This window comes from Actinoallomurus sp. NBC_01490, assembly GCF_036227085.1.
Taxonomy (GTDB): Bacteria; Actinomycetota; Actinomycetes; order Streptosporangiales; family Streptosporangiaceae; genus Actinoallomurus; species Actinoallomurus oryzae.
This window is the reverse complement of the sequence record NZ_CP109433.1, coordinates 4842666-4857799: the sequence shown is the minus strand read 5'-3', so window position 1 is coordinate 4857799 and position 15134 is coordinate 4842666. Positions and strand designations below refer to the sequence as shown.

The window sequence follows — 15134 nt, the reverse complement described above, 5'->3', positions numbered from 1 at the left end:
GACGATGAACCCCACGGCACTGTTGGTACTCAGCGACGGCCGATTCCCCTCCGGAGGTCACGCCCACTCCGGCGGGGCCGAGGCCGCCATCGCGGCCGGCCGCGTCCACGGCGCGGACACGCTGGAGCGTTTCTGCCGCGGCCGGCTGCACACCACCGGCCTGGTGGCCGCCGCGCTGGCCGCCGCGGCGGCCGGTGGCTGCGATCCGCTCCTGTTGGACGCGGCCGCCGACGCCCGCACTCCCTCCCTGGCGCTGCGCCGAATCGCCCGCAAGCTCGGACGGCAACTACTGCGCGCCGCGCGCGCCGCCTGGCCCGACCCCCGGCTCGATGAATTGGCCGCCGCTCACCCCGGTGGCCTGCACCAGCCGATCGTGCTGGGGGTGGCCGGGTGCACGGCCGGACTGAGCCCGCTCGAGGCCGCGCGCGCCGCCGCCTATGACAGCGTCAGCGGCCCGGTCACCGCCGCGATCCGTCTGCTGAGCCTGGACCCGCTGCACGCCACCGGTGTCCTGGTCCGCCTCACCGCCGACATCGACCAGGTCACCGACTGCGCGGCACAGCAGGCGGCCCGAGTGCCGGCGGAGGGCGTCCAGGTCCTCCCCGCCGCCTCCGCGCCGCTGCTGGACCTCACCGCCGAACAGCACGCGACCTGGCCGCTACGGCTGTTCGCCAGCTGACCCCAGCCAACTCTCACGCCCCATTCACCGGAGGCACGCCATGCATCTACGCCACTCCGAAACCCTGTCCTCGGGAGCCGCCTCCGGCCGCACCACCACCGGCGGTCGACGCGCCGTGCGCATCGGCCTGGGCGGCCCCGTGGGGTCCGGCAAGACCGCTACCGTCGCCGCTTTGTGCCGCCGGCTGCGTGACAGCCTGTCCATGGCCGTGGTGACCAACGACATCTACACCCGCGAAGACGCCGACGCCCTGCTCCGTCGGGCCGTCCTGCCACCGGATCGAATCACCGCCGTCGAGACCGGCGCCTGCCCGCACACCGCTATCCGCGACGACATCTCCGCCAACCTGGAGGCCGTCGAAGACCTCCAAGCCCGCCTCGATCCGTTGGATCTCGTCCTGATCGAATCCGGCGGCGACAACCTCACCGCCACCTTCTCCAAGGGCCTGGTCGACTACCAGATCTTTCTCATCGACGTCGCCGGCGGAGACGACATCCCCCGCAAGGGCGGCCCCGGCCTGACCACCGCGGACCTGTTGATCATCAACAAGACCGACCTTGCTCCCTACGTGGGCGCCGACCTGCAGGCCATGGAACGCGACGCCAAGACCGCACGCGGCACCCGCCCCGTCGTCCTCACCAGTGTCCGCGCCGAAGGCGGCATCGAGCCCGTCGCCGCATGGGTCGGCCACCATGTCACCGAGTGGAACACCGCGCAGGCATGACGGCACACACCCTGACCACCACGCCTACTCGCCGCCCGCCAGGCCTCTACGCCGACGTCCGGGACAGGCCGCACAGCCTGCGCGGCACCGCCCGTATCACCGCCATCGCCGAAGCCGGAGCCACCCGCCTGTCCGACCTCCACGGCGACGGCCCCCTCGACCCACGCCGCCTTCGACCACGCGGCGCCCAGGCGCGCGTCTGCGTCGTCGGCGCCATGAACGCCCCGCACAACGGAGACCATCTCCGCATCGAAGTCACCGTCGGACCAGGCGCCGACCTACGGGTCACGTCCGCGACCGCCACCGTCGCGCTCCCCAGCCCCACGCCCGCTCCTGCGACCTTGGAACTGTTCTTCTCCATCGCCGAATCGGCACGTCTGCACTGGCTTCCCAAACCACTCATCTCCGCCGCGGGCAGCGACCTGCACCAAGAGACCCGAATCGACCTGGCGCCTACCGCCCGCCTGTTGCTCAGCGAACACCAGATTCTCGGCCGCGCCCACGAAACAACCGGCCGACTGACCAACCGGCTCACCGTGCAGCGCTGCGGCCGGACGCTGTTGGACCAGCGCACCGCCTACGGACCCGGCGCCCCCTGCTGGGACGGCCCGGCCGTCCTGGCCGACTACCGCACGATCGGCCAGTTGTTGCTCATCGACCCCACGATCCAACACCCGTCCGAAGCCCGGCTTCTCGATGACGATCCAGCCAGAGGCCACGCCGTGATCACCCCGCTTCCCGGCCCCGGCCGACTCCTCACCGCCGTCGCACCGGACGCCGCCGCTCTGCGCCGCCACCTCTACCTCGGCCTGGAGAACCAGACCGGCGAAAGCCGTTGACCGGAAAAGCGCGCGTGGGTCTCACCGGGAACGACGACTACCGCCGAACCGCACGCCTACTCCTGCCGGCGAGTGGCCGGCACGGACTTCGCCTCCAACATCACCGAGCTTCGTACCACCCAGCGCCGCGGGCGCACCCCACGACCACGTGCCGGGTCAGGTGCTGCGGCGCCTCACCCGAGGAGACGCGCGGCGGCGTCGACCGCCTTCACGGGTTCCTCCGCGACCTTGGCGAGAATCTCGTCGACGCCGCGTAGGCCGGCCCGGTCGAGCAGCGTCTTCTCGTTGGTGACCCACTCCCCTCGCTCCGCCAGCACGGCGTGCGCGGCCTGGTGGGCGGCGGTCGCGATCGCCCCGGCCGTCTCGGCGACGTGCCCATTGACGGCGTGTGCCCCCCGCGCGTAGTCGAGGGTGAGCCGTGCGTCGGCGCGCCAGCGCCCGGGCGCGCTGTCGCGCAGCGCTCGCGGGAACTCCGGCCGCGGCAGCGTGCCGTGCAACACCCGGTTGCCGGCGAGTTCGGCGACGACGATGTAGGTCGGGACGCCGGCGAGGTGGAACAGGAGCCACTCGACCGCGAAGCGCCCCTCGCGCGCCTCGGCCAGGCGGTGCTCGACGTCGTCGAGATCGCGGTAGTGCACGTCGACCTTCCGCCCGTCGATCCGCAGCCAGGCGCCGCCGTTGAAGACACCACCGCCCCAGCCGCCGACCTCGGAGACCTGCCCCTCCCACCCGAGCGCACGCAGGTCATCGGGCTGGAAGTCGCCGCGGTAGTAGACGGCGAGATCCCAGTCGCTGTCGGGCCGATGCGTCCCGGCCGCCCGTGACCCGCCGAGCGTTACCGCCTGAACGCGAGGAAGCCCGGCGAGCCGCTCGCCGACATGGGTGAGGAATTCGTCGTCTCGCATGCCCATGATCGTAGGCGAGTATCCCGGGCCGGGACCGGGCGGCCGACGTCGTTCGGCGCCGTTCGGCGAGCCGAATGTCCGATTCCGGCCGTCACGGCCGTGTGCGATTCCCTTGCTATGAGTCAATTTGCATGTCATTTTCCGGATGAAAGACACCGTTAGCCGCATATTGCGCAGTTAATTCAACATTTTCGAACACCGGAGGCGTGCGTGAGGACAACCCGTCATCGACTTCTCGCAGTCCTCGCGGTGCTGGCTCTGTCTCTCGGGCTCGCGGCACCGTCCGTCGCGTCCGCCGCGCCCGGCGGATGGACGGATCCCCCCAACGGTTACCCGGAGTGGAACAACAACATCCCGGCCTTCGAGGTCAACGCCGAGCCCCCGCACGCGACGCTGATGCCGTACGCGAACCTGGGCGAGGCACTGGCCGCGGACCGTACGCACTCCCCGTACCGCCGCGGCCTGGACGGCGAGTGGAGGTTCCAGCACGCGGACCGCCCGGCCGACCGGGACGCCGGCTTCTACCGGACCGACGTCGACGATCGTTCATGGAAGACCATCCCGGTGCCGTCGGACTGGCAGTTGCACGGCTATGACTTCCCGATCTATACCAACATCACCTATCCCTGGTGGGGAGCCAACGGCCAGAACGAGAACGCGCAGCCGCCGTTCGCACCGACGAGGTTCAACCCGGTCGGGCAGTACCGCCGGACGTTCACCGTCCCGGCGAACTGGGCGGGCCGGGAGACGTTCGTCCACTTCGAAGGGGTGAAGTCGGCCTTCTACCTGTGGATCAACGGCGTGAAGGTCGGATACCACGAGGACTCCTATGTCCCCGGAGAGTTCGACATCACCCGCTATCTCAAGCCCGGCACGAACCAGATCGCCGTCGAGGTCTACCGCTTCTCCGACGGTGACTGGATGGAGGACCAGGACATGATCCGGCTGTCCGGGATCTTCCGTTCGGTGTACCTGTTCTCCACGCCGGCCGTGCACCTGCGCGATTTCAAGCTCGACACCCCGCTGAAGGACGGCTACACGAACGCCGACCTGTCGGTCACCGCGAGTGTCCGCGGCTACGGAACGGCCCCGGCCGCCGGGCGGTACACCGTCGAGACCACGCTCTACGACGCGCGGAACCGCCCGGTCTGGTCCGCACCGCTGACGCAGCCCGCCGACCTGGGTTCGGTCAAGGCCGGCCAGGACGTCACGGTGCGCGCGGCCAAGGCCGTACGGGCTCCGAAGCTGTGGTCCGCCGAGCGGCCGAACCTCTACACGGCGGTGCTGCGGCTGCGGGACCCGGCCGGGAAGGTGATCGAGACGCTGTCGTCCCGGGTGGGCTTCCGCGAGTTCGCCCTCAAGGACGGGCTGATGCGGATCAACGGCGAGCCCATCTCACTGCGCGGCACGAACCGGCACGAGACGCAGCCCGACCGGGGCTCCGCCGTGACCCGCGCGGACATGGTCAAGGACATCACGCTGATGAAGCGGATGAACATCAACGCCGTCCGCACCTCGCACTACCCGGACAACCCGACCTGGTACGAGCTCGCCGACCAGTACGGCCTGTACGTCCTCGACGAGACGAACCTGGAGACCCACGGCATCCGCGACCGCTACCCGGCCTCCGATCCGAACTGGACCGCCGCGGTGGTCGACCGCGCCCAGCAGATGGTGCACCGCGACAAGAACCATCCGTCCGTCATCATCTGGTCACTCGGCAACGAGGCCGGCGGCGGAAGCAACTTCGTCGCCATGCACGACTGGATCCGCTCCTACGACAGCACGCGCGTCATCCAGTATGAGGGCGACAACCGGCCGCAGGTCAGCGACGTCCGCTCCCACATGTACGAGAGCCCGGCCACCGTGGCGAACCGCGCCGCGGACACGAGTGACACCCGGCCGTACATAATGATCGAATACGCCCACTCGATGGGGAACTCCACCGGGAATCTCAAGGAGTACTGGGACGTCGTACGGTCCCACCCGGTCCTTCAGGGCGGCTTCATCTGGGACTTCGTCGACCAGGCCCTGACCTGGCCGACCCCGCCGCGCAAGCGGCTGACCGAGACCGGCCCGGACACCCTGACCGCCGAGCTCGGCCCGAGCGCGACGCTCGACAAGGCGAGCGGGCTGTCCGGCCCGGCCGTGTTCGCCCCGGACAAGGGACTGGACATCAACGGGTCGGTGACCGCGGAGGCATGGGTCACGCCCGGTGCCGTCGGCGGGCACCAGCCGATCGTCGCCAAGGGGGACACGCAGTACTCCTTGAAGCAGACCGACGATCACCTGGAGTTCTTCATCTACTCGGGCGGATCGTGGATCTCGGCCACGGCTCCCCTCCCGGCGGACTGGACCGGCCGTGAACATCATGTCGCCGGCGTCTTCGACAAGGCGGCGGGGAAACTGACGCTCTACATCGACGGCGAGGCGAAGGCGACGAGGACGACGGACCGTACGCCGGACAGCGACAACGCGCCGATCGCGCTCGGCACCGACGCCGACAACCCCAGCCGGGTGTTCAGCGGCCACATCCGCGCGGCCCGCGTCTATGACCGGGCGCTGTCCGCGGACGAGCTGGCCGCCTCGGGCCGGAGCCCGTCCGACGCGGGCGTGCGGTTCTGGTTCGATGCGGCGACCGCCGCATACGGCGAGCAGAAGCCGGCTTCGCCCACGTACCTGTCGTACGGCGGCGACTGGGGTGACAACCCCAACGACGGGAACTTCGAGTCCGACGGCATCCTGCCCGCGACGCGCGAGCCGGGCGGCAAGGCCGACGAGGTGAAGCACGTCTACCAGGCCGTCAACGTCTCCGCCGGCTCCGACGTCACGTCCGGCGTGATCACGATCAAGAACGAGAACCTGTTCACGAACGTCGACGCGTACAACGGTCACTGGACCCTCGTCGCGGACGGCAGGCCCGTACAACGCGGAAGCCTGACGGCCGATCAGCTCGACATCGCCCCGCTGAAGAGCAAGACGGTGACCCTGCCGATCCACCGGCCGGCCAGGCCCGCGCCGGGGTCGGAGTACTTCCTGGAGCTGTCGTTCACCACGAAGACACCCACGCGGTGGGCGGCCCCCGGGTTCGAGGTGGCCAAGGACCAGCTACCGGTCGGCTTCGGCGGCCCGGTAGTCACCCCGGTGCCGCTGGACCGGGTGCCGCATGTCAGCACGGCGAACGACGACGACTCGGTCACCGTCACCGGCAAGGGCTTCACCGTCACCGTCGCGAAGGACAGCGGTGCCATCACGTCCTACAAGGCGAACGGCGTGCAGCTCGTGAAGTCCGGACCGGAGCCGAACTTCTGGCGCGCGCCGACCGACAACGACGTCGGCAACGGTCAGCCGAACCGCAACGGCACCTGGCGCCACGCGGGCGCCGACCGCCACGTCACGGGCGTCACCGTCCAGCCGATCGCCGGCCAGGCCGTCGCGATCAACGTCACCGGTACCCTGCCCACCTCCACGCCGTCGTCCTACACCACGACGTACACGGTGTTCGGGAACGGCGAGATCAAGGTGGACGACACCCTCCACCCGGGCGCGTCCAGTCTCCCGTACATCCCGGAGGTCGGCACGATGCTGTCTCTGCCAGGCCGCTTCGAGAACGTGCGGTACTACGGCCGCGGCCCGGACGAGAACTACTGGGACCGCAAGACCGCCTCCGACGTCGGGCTGTACTCCTCCAGGGTCTCCAGGCTGGGGACCGACTACATCCGTCCACAGGAGAACGGCGAGCGGACCGACGTCCGCTGGGTCGCCCTGACCGATGACCGGGGTGTCGGTCTGCTCGCCTCCGGCGAGCCGCTCCTGGAGTTCAACGCCTCGCACTTCACCCCGGAGGACCTGTCGACGGGTGCCCGGCACGACTATCAGCTCACGCCCCGTGACGACGTGATCCTGCGGCTGAACTACCGGCAGATGGGCGTGGGCGGCGACAACAGCTGGGGCGCCCAGACGCACGACACGTACAAGCTCTTCACCGACCACGACTACCGGTATACGTACCGCCTGCGCCCTCTCACCAGCGTGGACCAGGCCATGACCGCCTCCCGTCACCCGACCGCGACCACCCCATGAGCCCGGCTCCACCGCCCGGCTCCGCGCGCTGGAGCCGGGCGACCGGCGCGCAGCCGACCCCATCCGTCGCGCCGCCGGCGCGTCGCCGGCCTCTCAGGGCGGTGCGACCGCTCAGCCGGCGGCGGTGGACCGGCGGCGTCCGCCCCGGAGAGAATGGCGGGCCAGGTTCCTCCGCAAGCGCGGGAGTGCACGGTGCTGAGAGTCGTCGCGGGGCTGCTGGCCGGCGGTACGCTCCTCGCGCTCGCGGCACTGTGGTGGGCGAGCCGCTGGCCCGGCTCCGACGCGCGAGCGCGCACCCGTCGCCGGCCGCCGCGCGGGGTCGATCCGGGACTCGCCCTGCTGACCTGGACCGGGCTCCGGGGGAACGCCCGGGAGGCCGCGCCGATGGTGGTCCTGGCCGAGCTGGTCCACCGCCGCGTGGTGCACGCCGCCGGTGACGGCCGGGGCTCCTGGCGGCTGACGTACACCGGCCGGGACGCGCGGCTCACCGGCTACGAGAGGCTCTTGGTGAACGCGCTGTTCGGCACGCGGAACACCACCACGACGCTCCGCCCGGACACCTTGCACTCCATCGCCCCGGCGATCGTGAGGGAGCTTGAGAACACCGCGCGAGAACGCGGGTGGGATCGGCCGTTCGACCGCCCGAGAGGCTGGACGGAGTACTGGGGAGTCGTCTCCGGCCTGCTGTGGGCCGGAGGGCTGACGACGTTCTTCGCGCTCGCCGTCCTGGTCGGCGGGCGCTCCTGGCTGTTCGGGTACGAGGGATGGGGCGTCACGGCGCTGTCATTCTGGTTCGCCGCGGTGACCATCGCGGCGGTGCGCTCGGACGTCGGGGAACAGCGCAGGCGCCCGGACCGCCGGCGCCACCTTCAGCTCCGGCGTTTCCTGCGCCGGCTGCGGATCAGTGCCGAGGCCGCGCGTCGCGGTGATCCGGACGCGGCCGAGGTCACGGCGCGCCACGCGCCCTACCTCCTCGTCGCCGCGGAGCGGGCCGGAGGCGCCAGGCGGAAGACGAAGGCCGTGCGGCCCGATGACGACGCCGAGCCGGACCAGGCGCGGATCATCAGTGAAGCCCTCGAAGACCAGGAACGGCTCGATCGGTTCGAGGAGGCCGCGGACACGCTCGTGGACTATCTCCAGGACGTCCTGGAACGCCACCTCGCATCGCAGCCGGGGCACCGGGCGGGCGCCGGCGATCGGCAGGGCGGCGATCACGACGGCACCGACGGCCCCGCCCATGACGGCGGGCACGACGGCGGACATCACGACACCGGGCATCACGACGGGGACGATGACCACGGCTGGGACCACGGGCACGACTGGTAGAAGACCTGGCCGATCCTGGCGCGTTCCAACCTCTTGATCTTTGTCCGATCGCGTGCCATTTTTCCTCTGCACCGGGTGGTTGATCATCTGCTGCGAAGTTAATCGAACATTTTCGAACACCGGAGGCGTTGGATGAGGTCGACTCGCCGGCGGGTTGGACGAGCGTGGCGGCCTCGGCCGTTGCGCACGAAAGTGGTCGCGCTGGTCGCCGCGCTGGCCGGGGTGTTCGCCATCGCGGCGGCGCCACCGGCCGCCGCCTCGCCCGGCGGCGGGGCGCGGCACCGGGCGGTCCGTTCGGGCGACGCGCGGTTCGAGGTCCTCTCCCCCACCCTGATCCGGATGGAGTACGCGGGCGAGGGCAGATTCACCGACGCCGCGACGTTCAACGCGATCGGCCGGGACGACTTCGGGAACACCCCCTTCACGCACAAGGTGAGCAAGGGCTGGCTGACCATCGCCACCGACCGGATGACCCTGCGGTACAAGGTCGGCTCCGGGCCGTTCACCGCCGAGAACGTGTCGGTGAGCCTCCATACCGGAGTGACCGCGCACCCCACCTGGCCGGCGCCGGCGGTCTGCCCCGTCGGCACGCTGTGTGAGGCGGAGAAGACCACCCTCACGGGCGGGGTGAGCGTCGCCTCGGACCACAGCGGCTTCACCGGCACCGGGTTCGCCGCCGGTTTCCAGAGCGTGGGCGCCTCGCTCACGTACCAGCTCGACGTGCCCTCCGACGGGACGTACGACCTGCGCCTCCGGTACGCCAACAGCGTGGGCGGCGACGGCGGGAACACGACCCGTACGCTGAGCGCGGCCGTCGACGACGGCGACGCGACGACGCTCTCGCTGCCGACGACCGCCGACTGGAACACCTGGGCGTTCGCCTCGATGTCGCTGTCGCTGACCGCCGGCCGACACACGCTGGTGGTCTCCCGGGGCGCGAAGGACTCCGGGAACGTCAACATCGACAGCCTCGCCGTCACCGCGCCCGGCGCGCCGTACCCCGCGCCGGCCGCCACGGCGGCTCCCTGCGACTACGGCACCGTGTGCGAGGCCGAGGACGGCGCGCTCACCGGAGGAGCCAAGGTCGGCGCCGACCACAACGGCTACGCCGGCAGCGGCTTCGTCGCCGGCCTGGAGCGGGCCGGCGCCACGGACTCCATCGCGCTGCGGAACGTGCCCGCCGACGGCCGGTACGCGCTCCAGCTCCGGTACGCGAACGCGAGCGGCTCGGCGCGTACGGTCTCCACCGCGGTGAACGGCGGGGCGGCCACCTCCTCCAGCCTGCCGGTGACCGCCGACTGGGACAGCTGGTCGACGGCCACGATCCCGGTCACGCTGACCAAGGGCTCCGACACCGTCGCGATCGGCTGCCCGTCCGCCGACAGCTGCCACGTCAACCTCGACACGGTCGCCGTCACCTCGACGACGTCGCCGATCCGGCCGGCCCACAGCCCGCTGGGCGGGTACCGCCGCGGCCTCGACGGCGTCAACGGCAGCGCAGTCACCACACCGGGCCTGCTGTACCGCGACGGCTGGGAGCTGCTCGATGACACCACGTCGGCGCTGTACGACCCGGCGACGCGCGCCGTCCACCAGCGGCCCGCCCAGAAGACGTACCAGGACTCCTACCTCTTCGGGTACGGGCAGGACTACAAGCGCGGCCTGGCCGACCTCGCGACGCTGACCGGCCCGCCGAACCTGCTGCCGCGGTGGGCGTACGGCGTGTGGTTCTCCGAGTACTACGACTTCACGGCCGCGGACTATGAGAACACCGTGCTGCCGCGGTTCCGCTCCGAGGGGGTGCCGCTGGACGTCCTGGTCACCGACACGGACTACAAGTCGCCCTCCACCTGGAACGGCTGGGAGATGGACCCGAAGAAGTTCCCCGACCCGGCGGCGTTCTTCGACTGGTCCGCCCGGCAGGGGCTGCACAACACGCTGAACATCCACCCGAGCATCGGCAGCGACGACGCGCAGTACGCGAAGGCCCAGGCCACGGCCGACGGGAAACTGGCCGCGAGCGGCTGCTCGGCCGACCCGGGCCAGACCTGCCACGTGTTCGACTGGGGCGACCCGAAGCAGCTCAAGGCCTACTTCGACCTGCACCAGACGACGGAGAAGCAGGGAGCGGACTTCTGGTGGCTGGACTGGTGCTGCGAGGACTCCCGCTCGTCCCTCGCGGGCGTCACCCCGGACGCGTGGATCAACCAGCAGTACGCCGATGACACGGCCAAGAACGTGGGCCGCGGCTTCGCCTTCTCCCGGGCGTTCGGGTCCCTGCAGGCGGGCGGCTACAGCGGCCAGGCGGGCGTACCGACGGGCCCGTGGGCGGACAAGCGCACGACGGTGCACTTCACGGGCGACACGACGTCGAGCTGGGACACGCTGCGTTTCGAGGTCGGCTACACGCCGGGCGAGTCGGCGGCCACGGGCCTGTCGGCGGTCAGCCACGACATCGGCGGCTTCAACGGCCCGTCGCACCTCGCCGACGACCTGTACGTACGGTGGGTGCAGCTGAGCGCGTTCCAGCCGATCCTGCGGCTGCACGGCAACCACAGCGACCGCCTGCCGTGGCAGTACGGCGACCAGGCGCGTACGGCGGCGGAGAAGTTCCTCAACCTGCGCGAGGACCTGGTGCCGTACACGTACGGGCTGGCGCGGGAGGCCTCGGTCTCCGGCATCCCGGCGGTACGGGCGACGTACCTGGAGTACCCGGACCAGCCGGGCGCGTACGACGCGGCGTCGCGTGAGTACTTCTACGGCTCGGACGTGCTGGTCGCGCCGGCGACGTCGGCGGGCACGTCCTCGACGACGTCGGTGTGGTTCCCGCCGGGCAAGTGGACGGACTACTTCACCGGCAAGACCTACACGGGCCCGGCGGTGGCGGACGTGACGTCGGACTGGAACGCGATGCCGGTGTTCGTGAAGGCGGGCGGCATCGTGCCGACCCGTACGGACAACGTGACCAACGACGTGCAGAACCCGCTGAACAAGGTGACGCTGACGGTGTCGGGCGGCGCGGACGGCATGTACTCGCTGTACGAGGACGACGGCCGGTCCGCGTCCCCGAAGTCGGCGACGATCAGGATGCGCTACACGGACAAGACCCACACGCTCCGGATCGAACCGGCGAAGGGCTCGTTCAGCGGCCAGGTCGGCAGCCGCCAGTGGACGGCCGTCTTCACGAACGCCAACGCCCCGTCGACCGTACGCGTCAACGGCACCCCGGCACCGGCCGGAAGCTGGAAGTACGACCCGGACCGCCGCACGCTGACCGTGACGGTCCCGGCCCGTTCGATCCGAACCGCCACGACGATCAGCTACAGCTGAACCGCGTCCGATCTCCAGGGTCGGCAGGCTCCCGGTGAGCCTGCCGGCCCTTGGCGCGTGATCCGCGCGGGTGATCAGGCCCGCCGTTGAGCGCGCCCGTGTCATGTGGGTGATGCTCAGCTCTGTGTGCGGCCGGTGCTCGGGGCCGTGCACAGGGCGTCGTCGACCAGCTTGCTCTCGGCCTGTTCCACCCGTAGGACGTCGTCCGGTGCATCGGCGAACACGCCCGACAGCGAGACCGTGACGCTGCGCCGGCCGTCGGCCGTGACGCCGTCGGCGGTGATCCAGCCGGAATCGCCGCCCTCGTGACCCCAGTACACCCCGCCGCACGACAGCGGGCGGGAGAAGAGGCCCAGCCCGTCGCGGGCGCCCGGCATGAACCGCTGGTACTCCCCGCTGACGGGCATGGTCTGCTTCATCTGCGCCAGCTGTGCCTCGGGCAGGAGCCGGCCGCCGAGCAGGGCGCGGAAGAACCGGTTGACATCGGCGGTGGTGGAGACGAGTCCGGCCTCTCCGTTGGTGCCGGGGCCGACCTGCTCGGTGACGTCCGTGAGTGGTTCGCCGGGCTGGAACCTCTGGTAGGTCTCGGCGTGTGGCCGGGGCAGCGTGGGCGAGGTGCCCGGCCAGAAGGTGTGCTGGAGGCCGAGCGGCCGGGTGATCCGGTCCCGTACCTCCTCATGCCAGGGGTGCCCGGTGACCCGCTGGGTGATCATGCCGAGCAGGACGTAGCCGGTGTTGGAGTAGCTCCAGTCCTCGCCGGGCTGGAAGTCCGGCCGGTGACGCATCGCCCGGGCGACGGTCTGCTCGGCGGTGTAGACGTCGTATCGGTGCCGGTAGAAGTCCTCCGCCGAGGTGTAGTCGGGGTAGTCGTCGTGGATGCCGCTGGTGTGCTGGAGCAGCCGGCGGATGGTGATCGCGCGGCCGTCGTTTCCGTTTCCGGAGACCACGCCGGGCAGCCATCGTTCGACCGTGTCGTCCAGGGAGAGCCTGCCGTCGCCGGCCAGTCGCAGAATCACGGTGGCGACGAACGCCTTGGTGACGCTGGCGATCCGGAAGTGGCCGTTCGGGGAGACCGGCCGACGGCTCGTCAGGTCGGCGACGCCGCTGGTGGCGGTCAGGTTCCGGCCATCAGAGGTGATCAAGCGGGCCTGGACGCCCGTCACGCCGAGTGCGGTGATCGCGGTGACGTCACGCCGGAGCTGGGCCTGGTCGTCGTGCTGTCGTGCGGCCATCGCGCCGGGCACGCCGGCGGAGAGGGTCCCGGTCACGATGGCGGCCAGGGCCAGGTTCCGCCGGACGGACCGGGCGCGCCGCCGTGGTGAACGAATCGGTGAGGTCGTCATGGGCGTTGACGCTAGGTCCGGCGGAAGCGAGCGGACGATACCGCTCACCAGGGGGAAAAAGGGGTGGCAGGCTGTAGTGCCCGGCTCGCTCACCATGGCCCAGACTCGTGCGAATGAACGACCCTGAGACCAGCCGGCTCACGGCGATGTGGCGTGGCCTGGGCTACCTGCTGGCAAGCCTGTCGGCCGCCGCGGTCACCCTGGTCGCGCTGCCCGTACTCCTCGTCCCGACGATGGCTCGCACCTGGGCGTCCTGGCATCGTGGCCGCGCCGAGCGGCTGCTGCGTTCTCCCGGTTCCGGCCTCGTCCGTGTCGGTACGTGGCGTTTTCTCGGATGGCTGTGCACCTACGTCGTGACCAGCCTGGCGTTCGGGCTCGTCGTGGTCGTGTGCGCCGGCAACGCGGTCGCCACCGCCGTCACGGTGCCCCTGTGGTGGGCGTTGCCCGCCGGCACCCGCGCGGGCGGCTTCGCCGCCGGTGTTCCGCTGTCCGGGTGGAGCACGGCGTTGACCCTGGGGACTCTACAGATCATCATCTTCGCGGCCCTGACCTACTGGCTGGTTCCGCTGCTGGCGCGCCTGCACGCCCGGATCTGCGTGGCGCTGCTGTCCCCCTCGGCCGCCGAGCGGCTGGCGCGGCGGGTGGAGACCCTGACCGAGACACGAGCCGACGCCATGAACGCGCACGGTGCGGAACTCCGCCGGATCGAACGCGACCTGCACGACGGCACCCAGGCTCGGCTGGTGGCCATCGCGATGCGGCTGGGCGCGGCCCGTGAGTCGCTGGAGACGGACCCCGAGATGGTGGACCGGCTCCTGCGGGAGGCGCACGAGGGGACCGAGGAGGCCATGACGGAGCTTCGTGCGGTGATTCGGACGATCTATCCGCCGATCCTCGCCGACCGCGGCCTCGCCGGGGCGCTGGCGGCGCTGGGGACCCGATCGGCGATCGGCACGGAGCTCGACATCGGCGATCTCGGGACGGTGCCCGCCGCGGTCGAGGCCGTGGCCTACTTCACCGTCGCCGAGGCGCTGACCAACGCCGTCAAGCACAGCCGGGCCGCCCGGAGCACGATCCGGATCGCACGCGACGGTGACCGGCTCTCCGTCGAGGTCACCGATGACGGGATCGGCGGCGCCGACGAGACGCGGGGTACCGGCATCGCCGGAATCCGCCACCGCGTCCTGGCGCTCGACGGCACCGTCCGCCTGCACAGCCCCGCCGGCGGCCCGACCACGATCGCTGTGAGCCTGCCGTGCGGGTCGTGATCGCCGAGGACAACGTCCTGCTGTCCAGCGGGCTCGAGCTCCTGCTGACCGCCAAGGGCTTCGACGTCGCCGCGATCACCCAGGACGCCCCGGGCTTCGTCGCCGCCGTCACCGAACACCGGCCGGACGTCACCATCGTCGACGTACGGCTGCCACCGTCCTTCCGCGACGAGGGCATCCACGCCGCGCTCGACGCCCGCCGCCGGCACCCCGGCCTGCCGGTGCTCGTCCTGTCCCAATACGTCGAGCAGCAGTACGCCACCGAGCTGATCTCCGATCGCCGCGGCGGCGTCGGCTACCTCCTCAAGGACCGGGTGAGCCGGGTGAGCGAGTTCATCGACGCGCTGCGGCGGGTCGCCGACGGCGGCACCGTCATGGACCCGGAGGTGATCGCCCAGCTTCTCACCCGTCACGCCCGTGACCCGATCGCCGATCTCACGCCGCGCGAACGCGAAGTGCTCGCCCTGATGGCCGAGGGAAAGGACAACGCCACGATCGCGGCCCGGCTCGTCATCACCGAGAACGCCGTCCACAAGCACATCGGCAACATCTTCGCCAAGCTCGGTCTCTCTCCCGCCGACAGCGGGCATCGCCGCGTCCTCGCCGTCCTCACCTACCTCAGCCGCCACTGAGGACC

Annotated in this window: 10 protein-coding genes; 8 read left to right on the top strand and 2 right to left on the bottom strand. The window is 70.8% G+C overall.

Annotated features, from left to right (window positions below; genetic code table 11):
* Positions 1-4 precede the first annotated feature (4 nt).
* The 3 genes from OG417_RS22955 to OG417_RS22945 are packed head-to-tail and all read left to right on the top strand — an operon-like array spanning position 5 to position 2242.
* A complete protein-coding gene (locus OG417_RS22955) occupies positions 5-679 on the top strand; it encodes an urease accessory protein UreF (RefSeq protein ID WP_329259651.1) in 675 nt (224 codons plus the stop codon).
* Between the two features lie 40 nt (positions 680-719).
* The gene (gene ureG, locus OG417_RS22950) at positions 720-1403 is read left to right on the top strand and encodes an urease accessory protein UreG (RefSeq protein ID WP_329259648.1); all 684 of its coding nucleotides are present in this window, start codon (positions 720-722) and stop codon (positions 1401-1403) included.
* Complete coding sequence (locus tag OG417_RS22945) at positions 1400-2242, top strand: urease accessory protein UreD (protein ID WP_329259645.1); 843 nt, start codon at positions 1400-1402, stop codon at positions 2240-2242. The genes ureG and OG417_RS22945 overlap by 4 nt, the downstream gene beginning before the upstream one ends.
* A 173-nt stretch (positions 2243-2415) precedes the next feature.
* Here OG417_RS22945 and OG417_RS22940 read toward each other — a convergent pair whose 3' ends face one another.
* Positions 2416-3147, bottom strand: coding sequence for a nucleotidyltransferase domain-containing protein (locus tag OG417_RS22940; RefSeq protein ID WP_329259642.1), 732 nt, complete (start codon positions 3145-3147; stop codon positions 2416-2418).
* A gap of 249 nt (positions 3148-3396) precedes the next feature.
* Between OG417_RS22940 and OG417_RS22935 the strand changes: the two genes are divergently transcribed.
* The 3 genes from OG417_RS22935 (at position 3397) to OG417_RS22925 (ending at position 11886) form a co-directional block, all read left to right on the top strand.
* Positions 3397-7230, top strand: coding sequence for a glycoside hydrolase family 2 TIM barrel-domain containing protein (locus tag OG417_RS22935; RefSeq protein ID WP_329259639.1), 3834 nt, complete (start codon positions 3397-3399; stop codon positions 7228-7230).
* Between the two features lie 192 nt (positions 7231-7422).
* Positions 7423-8556: a hypothetical protein gene (locus OG417_RS22930; RefSeq protein ID WP_329259636.1), complete on the top strand. Its 1134-nt coding sequence runs from the start codon at positions 7423-7425 to the stop codon at positions 8554-8556.
* Between the two features lie 180 nt (positions 8557-8736).
* Positions 8737-11886: a TIM-barrel domain-containing protein gene (locus tag OG417_RS22925; protein ID WP_329259633.1), complete on the top strand. Its 3150-nt coding sequence runs from the start codon at positions 8737-8739 to the stop codon at positions 11884-11886.
* A 116-nt stretch (positions 11887-12002) separates the two neighbouring features.
* Here the strand turns inward: OG417_RS22925 and OG417_RS22920 are convergent, their stop codons facing one another.
* Complete coding sequence (locus tag OG417_RS22920; protein WP_329259630.1) at positions 12003-13229, bottom strand: serine hydrolase domain-containing protein; 1227 nt, start codon at positions 13227-13229, stop codon at positions 12003-12005.
* A 113-nt stretch (positions 13230-13342) separates the two neighbouring features.
* Here OG417_RS22920 and OG417_RS22915 point away from each other — a divergent pair, with 113 nt between their 5' ends.
* Positions 13343-14497 (top strand): sensor histidine kinase, encoded by a 1155-nt coding sequence (locus OG417_RS22915; RefSeq protein ID WP_329259626.1) that lies wholly within the window; start codon positions 13343-13345, stop codon positions 14495-14497.
* Positions 14485-15129: a response regulator transcription factor gene (locus OG417_RS22910; RefSeq protein ID WP_329259623.1), complete on the top strand. Its 645-nt coding sequence runs from the start codon at positions 14485-14487 to the stop codon at positions 15127-15129. The genes OG417_RS22915 and OG417_RS22910 overlap by 13 nt, the downstream gene beginning before the upstream one ends.
* Positions 15130-15134 lie beyond the last annotated feature (5 nt).